Genomic DNA, 6,929 nt, shown 5'->3' with positions numbered 1-6,929 from the left:
AGGCAGTTCGCCGTGACCGAGCCAAATCAGGTGTGGTGCGGTGATGTGACCTGTATCTGGACGGGTAAGCGCTGGGCGTACCTCGCCGTTGTTCTCGACCTGTTCGCAAGAAAACCAGTGGGCTGGGCCATGTCGTTCTCGCCGGACAGCAGGCTCACCATGAAAGCGCTGGAAATGGCATGGGAAACCCGTGGTAAGCCCGGCGGGGTGATGTTCCACAGCGATCAGGGCAGTCATTATACGAGCAGGCAGTTCCGGCAGTTATTGTGGCGATACCAGATCAGACAGAGTATGAGCCGGCGCGGAAACTGCTGGGATAACAGCCCAATGGAACGCTTCTTCAGGAGTCTGAAGAACGAATGGATGCCGGTGGTGGGTTACCCCAAACGAATCGGAAAATCGATACTGGAAAAACTCTAACTCGGTGGCCAGTTTTTGTTGACCACTTCACCCAGCCAGAGTGTGAGCAATGATTGGAGTCGGTAAGCTGTTACGGGTCGGCAGGACTTCTACAGGGAACGGAATGTTATCCTGAGCGTCTTTAAGTACAGAATTGAGCATGGTCTTCACCAGCTTAGCTAACTGGAAGGCATAGACCTGAGGGTCGGCGTTAGTCGGGAGACCTTCGTTTACCTGCATGTTGTCAGTATCAGTAATGCGAACTGGCTCAATGCCAAACTGTAAAGCGTCTTTTGTCATGGTCATAATAATTAATCTCCTTGAGTCAAATACTTGAAGTCCCTAACAGGCAGTCAGGGACCGTGTGTTCTCAGATGAGGGTCGCTTGCTTACAAGCTGTCCATCCAGTTAGCGCCACTATCGAGGTCAGCCATAATTGATGCACGTGAGCGACCAGCGGAATGGGTAGCACTGCGGAGGTTCTCACCATATGTCCGGCGTTCAGCTTTGACCTGTTCGCGGCGCTGTAGCTCTTTCTGCCATTCGTCTTCGGTCATGAACATTTCGCGGGTACGCTCTTTCTGAGACGCCAGCTCTTTAGCGATACGCTCAGCCTCGACACGCTTATTCATCTGGCGGCGTTGGTAGGCGGTCAGCAGGTCATTACTGAAGAAGTTGCCAATAGCTACACCAGCTTCAGCCAGAGCTTCCAGTAACTCCATTGCCTCGCGGCTGGTAGACGGCAGGCCTGACAGATAGCCCGGAATGAGGGTCTTGATAGCGAGCGACAACGGATAGGACTGACCGTCCAGCTTGCAAGTATTTGCGTAAAGGTCGATGTCGGTGACTGACAGTTTCCATTCGTTGTTGTTGAATAACATATGCTGGTACTCCTTTGAGGTTGAGACTATCGGTCGACCACAGGCGTGTTTAGTCCTGCGGCGTCTCCCCGCATCGGTCATCTCAAAAGGTTTAAAATGAGGTATTAAGTAGGTGAGCTGCTAACGGTTAGGCGCTAGCTTGCTAGCTGACGGCAGTTTCATAGCGACCAGTTGCACTATCAGCTCGTCTCGTGATTGGTGCTGGCGGGTCTCATCTTCCGGGTCTAGACCAAGCTCTCTGAGGAGGACTTCAGTCCGGTAGCCACGGTAACGGAGAGTCATGCGGCCCTCAGGTGTGCGCGGGTCAATCATCTTAGAGTCCCTCCAGCTTGCCGGATTGGGCCTGCTTCAGGAGATGCTCTTGCTTCTGCTGGTCGGTGCCAGTGAAGGCAATAAGGATGCCTCGCAGTTTATCGACTATCGCAGGCTTACCGAAGACCTCCAATCCCTTAGCGTTGAAGCGAAAGTTATAACCACCTGCTGAGAACTTCTGGTCAGACGGCTTAATGATACGGAAGCAGTCGGAATACTTCGGATTTACAGACCACTCGTTACTGATTGGGTTCTTACGAAAGAGGCCACGATGCTGGAGAAGTGCGGTCATTAGCTTCTGAGCGGGTAGATCATAGGTTTTGCAGTAGTCGCCCCAAGTCACGCCTCGACGGTTAGCAGACTGAATGGCTGCTCGCTTCTTCTGGTCTTCCAGTTGAAGGACTCGACGCTCTAACGTCTGAATATGGTCGTAACACTTGGCGCGGAGGTGAACGGAATAGCCAGCGACCAGAATAAAAGTATGCTTACGGTCGAGACGGTACAGAGGCTGCTGTTTCCCCTGCGCGTTTAGATAAACATCTTTAGTCACCCCGATATGACTGCTCAGTTTTGAGCACTGCTCAGTTTTGAGCGCGTTAAGCTCCTCAGCCATATTGCGAATATCACGCAGGACATTTCGGTGCTCCTTGCCTGTCAGCTCAGCAATTTCAATTGAGGTCATGGAGACAAGCTGGTCGAGGTTTGAACCGCCTCCGGTATCCCGCTCATGCTGGCGTACCCAGACACGCAGAGTCTCCGGTGTACAGCCAATCTTTGGGGCAATGGAACAAATTGCCGCCCACTGTGAGTCATATTCGCCCTGACTTTCCAGAACCATACGAATCGCCCTCTGACGGACTTCGGGGGAAAAACGAGTATTTTTAGTCATCCTGTTTACCTCTTTCTCAGGGAGTTTAGTCTCCAGGATTCCCGGGGCGGTTCAGTTAATGACGCTGATTTCTTGTTGGGTCATTTACGTGTACTCCTTTTGTTTGCACCCTGAAGTCGCACCCCACTGACCTACTCAAGCCCCCACGTAAAGGGAGACCAGCAGGCAACAGGACGCAAACAGAATGACTTGAGGTAATTGGGGTTAGTGGTCTGCGATGACCATAGAGATGAAGGTTCGACAGCATGTCCGAGCGTGTGTGGTGATAGACTTAAGTCACGAGACCAAAGAACACACAGGCTGACCAGAGGCTGTCTTGCCTTAGGCTGGTGGCTAGCTTGCTAGCGTGGACCACGGTTTCTCGCTTGCCGTCTCTCAGGAGGTCAGAGGCGAGATATGGTCCCTATAGTGATAGTTTAGTCAAACAGGAATGAACTTCGGAGAACTTGACGCGAAAGTGTTCAGTACTTCCAGTAAGACCCGAAGCATGGAGACCACATCATAGCGACCATAGTTTACTTCGGGTTGGCGGGAGTGGAGGCTGGACTTAAAGTTCTTCTTATTGGAATTGTGATAACACAATCCATAACAAGATAAACTCATGGTCTCCTCCAGCCTGCTGGTCAGGACTCAAAGTCCGACCTCAGACACCACTACTGGTCTAACCTCTTTGAGTTTCCGCCTGTCCACAATGGATGGCAGACCTCAGCAATGATGTCTTGGTTCTTCACAATCTCGCACACCGATGGTCTCATAGACGGAAGTTCCGCTGAGGTCTGATGTTCTCCGCCTGTCAAAGGAGAGAGATTGCTACGTTAAAGGGAATGGTCTCAGGCCAAGGTGATTTAACACTAGGCTTATTGCGGATGGTTTCCAATCGGTCCGCTACCGGAAGCCTGAGATTTAATGAATGTGTGGGTCGGTGGCTGTATTAAGCCGGGGGGACTTAGGGTCTCTCCCTATAGTGATAGTTTAGTCCCCCTTCCCCCTATAGTGTGGGTTTTATTCATTAGCAGCCTGCTGCTGTTCCCTCGCCTGTCTGTCCTGATTCTCAATACCTTGGCGTGGACCTTCAGGCATACTCTGGAACATAGCCTCAATTTCTTTCGGTCTGGTAATCTGCTCAGTGACAATAATGTTCAACAGCTTAAAGAGACCATGTGCCAACTGTGGGTCGTCATCAAGGCTAATCTCTCCTGGATGGACCGCCTGATTGCCAACGATACGACAGATGTCTGCTGCCTGCTGAATGCGTACAGGTAGTCCTTTCTGGACGAGTGACCGAATGTCAGCATTAATGTTGTTTCCCGGTTCGCCTAAGTGGACCATTAGCTTTTGGAGGCAAAGACGAAGGAGTGCTGCTGCGCCTTTAGGAGACAGATTAATGATGCTTCTAGCTTCCATATAGTCTGACTTGCAGTCATCGGGCATGTCTGGGTTTGGGAGTTCAACATTGCCAGCCGCAGGGATCAACATGTTGCCCTGATACCAATAGGCATCTTCACCACAATGAGAGCATGTTGACATTCGGAACTCAGTTGATTTGACCGCAAGCACATTCGAATTACCATACATACTACGCCAGAACTGACGGGCATATACACCGCAGTGAGGGCAATTAAAAGCTTCTGCTTCAAACACCGCCGGATAATACTCAGCCATTTACTCCAGTCTCCTTATAAACACCAGCCATCACATTAACCAATCTATCTACCTCAACCTCTTTCGCGTAACGGTCGTAAGTTATGGACCCGCTCGAATGGCCCATAATCGCCTGAGCATACGCTAACTCGACCCCATGTTGTTTTAACTGGGTCGCAACAGTATGTCTAAACGAGTGAAACGCTAAGCCGCTACGGTCAGCAAGGACTTTAGGTAGCAACGTTCGGTTAAACCATTTGCTCACCTGCTCACCGTAGCCGTTCTTCATCAGCTTGAGGCCATCGAATACCATAGCATTATCACCCTCAGCCTTTCTACGGTCTTCCACAAGCGACACAAAGTCAGCCAATACAAAACCATAAGCGCCATCGACCAGCGGGACACAGCGGTCGCTATGCGCATTCTTAACGCTCTTACCCGGCAGGCTGCTATCGTCTTCGTTAATGTGGATATACACGGTCCCGGCCTCAGTGACCCTGACGTCTTTGACCTGAAGTTGGGCCACCTCGTTAAGTCTTGCTCCAGTGATCGCAGCCAGAGCGGTGACGTAATAATGGTATGGCTTACCTGCGGTCTTCTGAGAGTACGCTTTAGCGGCGACCAGTAGTTGCCCTACCTGCTCAGGACTGAACGCATCACGAGCGTCGGAGGCTTTACGCTGCGGGACTTTCAGCTCAAGACCTTCGGTCAGGTTCTTAGCTATCAAGTCGTTGCGTACCGCCCACTTAAACACAGCAGCCATCTTGATAAGATATTTATTGTTGATGGTAACGACATCCAAACAGTCAGTCTTAGACTCCCGGTTCAGCAGGTCAGACAGCGGCATAGACTTAAAGCGTTGCTTGCGGTTCTTCGGTATCTGCTGGAGGACTTCACGGACCCTGAGCATATCTGAACGGGTCGCCTTGCCGACATCCTGAATATCCAGATAGTCGAATATCTCGATTAGCGTGGAGTGCGACGCTCGGTTCTCGCTTAGGGTCGCTGGCTTCCAGTTCTGGGCGTTCTCCTGCTCGTACTGCTCAATGAGAGACGCGAGGGTAAGAGCTTTAGGTTCGGGGACTTCAGGATCTGCCAATACAGATAGGGAGACGGACGGTCTTAGACTACTGGTCTCAGGCTCAAGGTAAGACAACAGGCCAGAGCTATCACCCCTGAGTCTGTCCTGACAGGCCTTAAGCACACCGATAACGTCATTGATATAGCGATGCTGGTCTACAGTCAGACGCTCAGTCGCTACAGCTTCCCGAAGGTTGGACTTAATGTCATCGTACTGGTCAACGTAAAGCTGGTAGGACTCTGGGTCGTTCAGGTCATCACGGCTGACACTAAGCTCCCACTCGACAATGGTCTTCAGGTGCTCCCGTAGCTCCTCATAAGAGGCGTTAGGGTTATCTGCGTGGATTGCTTTAAGTGCTGACTTGATGTGCCGTGAGTGAGCCATAGCGGTGCGTCTGTCCTTAGTCCGTAGTGATACTGACGCTAGTTTATAACGGTTATGAGAGGGAAGCGAAGCGGTCAGGCGACCAGTGCTCTTCATTCTAAGACGGATGTAAAAGACACCGTTACGCTGATAAAGGTAGGTTCTTGAGTTGAGCATGTACTGAGACCTTAGGTCTGCTCACTACTTCAACAAAGTTAGTCACAGTGTTGGTTACAGTGAGTAAAACTCTCGGAAGGCTTTAAGCCGTATCCCTTAGGATTCAGTAAGTTATTGAACTTTAAGAAGTGTCATGGAGCGGGCGAAGGGAATCGAACCCTCGTATAGAGCTTGGGAAGCTCTCGTTCTACCATTGAACTACGCCCGCTTCGAGATGCGTAAGGCATTATAAACCTTACGCTCTCCTTAGCAAGTGCCGCGCTGCTGACTGCTGATTAATTCGCCATCAGCATTTTGGCTTGCTGCCCTGCGGCGGCAAGTAACGTAGCGGATCAATTGCCGTTGCTCGGTAACGAATCTGGAAATGCAGGCGAACAGATGCCGCATCCGTGCTCCCCATAGTGGCGATTTTTTGCCCAGCCTTCACGCTTTGCCCATTATTTACCAGCATCGTGTCATTATGGGCGTAAGCCGTAATGTAATCTTCACTGTGTTTAATCATGATGAGATTACCGTAGCCACGCAGCTGGTTGCCCACATACACCACCTTTCCTGCACCCGCGGCGTAAATAGGTGTACCCCGTGGAGCTGAGATATCAATCCCTTTATTGCCGCCATCTGCTGTCGAATACGGCATGATAACTTTCCCTGTCGTTGGCCATAACCAACAACGTTGCCCTACTGGCGGCCAGGAAGATTTCGGTACCGCTGATGACGGTGTAACCGATGCGGTTTTGGTCGTTGATTTGGCGGTTGATTTACGTGTACTACTGCTACTTTTCGCCCCACCCAGTTTTAGTTTCTGACCAACTTCAATGGTGTAAGGGGGGGAAATGCCGTTCAGTCGCGCCAGTTCTTTTACGCTGGTTCCCGTGGTGCGCGAAATACGATATAGCGTATCCCCCCGTTTCACGGTGTAAACGGAGCCGGAATACGTTCCTGTATCGGATGATTTGCTACCCGAACAGCCCGCCAAAAGCAGTCCAACCGATAACAACATCACGATACCCAGAGATTTTTTATTCAGGCGTCCCGCACTCAAAATCTTTCCTCGCTTAAAAAACAAGACGCCTTATCATAGCAGCCAGCCGGTGATGCTGCCAACTTACTGATTTAGTGTATGATGGTGTTTTTGAGGTGCTCCAGTGGCTTCTGTTTCTATCAGCTGTCCCTCCTGTTCAGCTAC

5 protein-coding genes, 1 tRNA gene and 2 pseudogenes are annotated in these 6,929 nt (G+C 50.9%); 1 reads left to right on the top strand and 7 read right to left on the bottom strand.

All coding sequences use genetic code 11. From position 1 onward, the window contains the following. Positions 1–442 (top strand): annotated as a pseudogene (locus tag BFF42_RS08600) (IS3 family transposase); the annotation flags it as partial. A gap of 11 nt (positions 443–453) precedes the next feature. Here BFF42_RS08600 and BFF42_RS08595 read toward each other — a convergent pair. From BFF42_RS08595 to actS, 7 genes and pseudogenes are all read right to left on the bottom strand, one after another. Next, positions 454–705 (bottom strand): annotated as a pseudogene (locus BFF42_RS08595) (hypothetical protein); the annotation flags it as partial. A gap of 83 nt (positions 706–788) precedes the next feature. Continuing rightward, positions 789–1,280 (bottom strand): hypothetical protein, encoded by a 492-nt coding sequence (locus tag BFF42_RS08590; protein WP_000898384.1) that lies wholly within the window; start codon positions 1,278–1,280, stop codon positions 789–791. 313 nt (positions 1,281–1,593) lie between these two features. Then, positions 1,594–2,481: a Rha family transcriptional regulator gene (locus BFF42_RS08580; protein WP_071821637.1), complete on the bottom strand. Its 888-nt coding sequence runs from the start codon at positions 2,479–2,481 to the stop codon at positions 1,594–1,596. Positions 2,482–3,483: 1,002 nt separating this feature from the next. Further along, positions 3,484–4,143 carry a DUF4145 domain-containing protein gene (locus BFF42_RS08570; RefSeq protein ID WP_000852870.1) on the bottom strand — a complete coding sequence of 220 codons (660 nt, stop codon included), beginning with the start codon at positions 4,141–4,143 and terminating at the stop codon, positions 3,484–3,486. Next, positions 4,136–5,743: a site-specific integrase gene (locus BFF42_RS08565; protein WP_000935134.1), complete on the bottom strand. Its 1,608-nt coding sequence runs from the start codon at positions 5,741–5,743 to the stop codon at positions 4,136–4,138. The genes BFF42_RS08570 and BFF42_RS08565 overlap by 8 nt, the downstream gene beginning before the upstream one ends. 134 nt (positions 5,744–5,877) lie before the next feature. Further along, positions 5,878–5,951: transfer RNA gene (locus tag BFF42_RS08560), tRNA-Gly, on the bottom strand. 78 nt (positions 5,952–6,029) lie between these two features. After that, positions 6,030–6,785, bottom strand: a complete 756-nt coding sequence (gene actS / locus BFF42_RS08555; RefSeq protein WP_001272558.1) for an amidase activator ActS — start codon at positions 6,783–6,785, stop codon at positions 6,030–6,032. Positions 6,786–6,929 lie beyond the last annotated feature (144 nt).

The sequence above is a fragment of the Shigella sp. FC1661 genome (assembly GCF_001712525.1).
Classification (GTDB): domain Bacteria; phylum Pseudomonadota; class Gammaproteobacteria; order Enterobacterales; family Enterobacteriaceae; genus Escherichia; species Escherichia coli.
The sequence above is the reverse complement of the archived record's forward strand: the minus strand, read 5'-3'. Positions and strand labels throughout refer to the sequence as shown.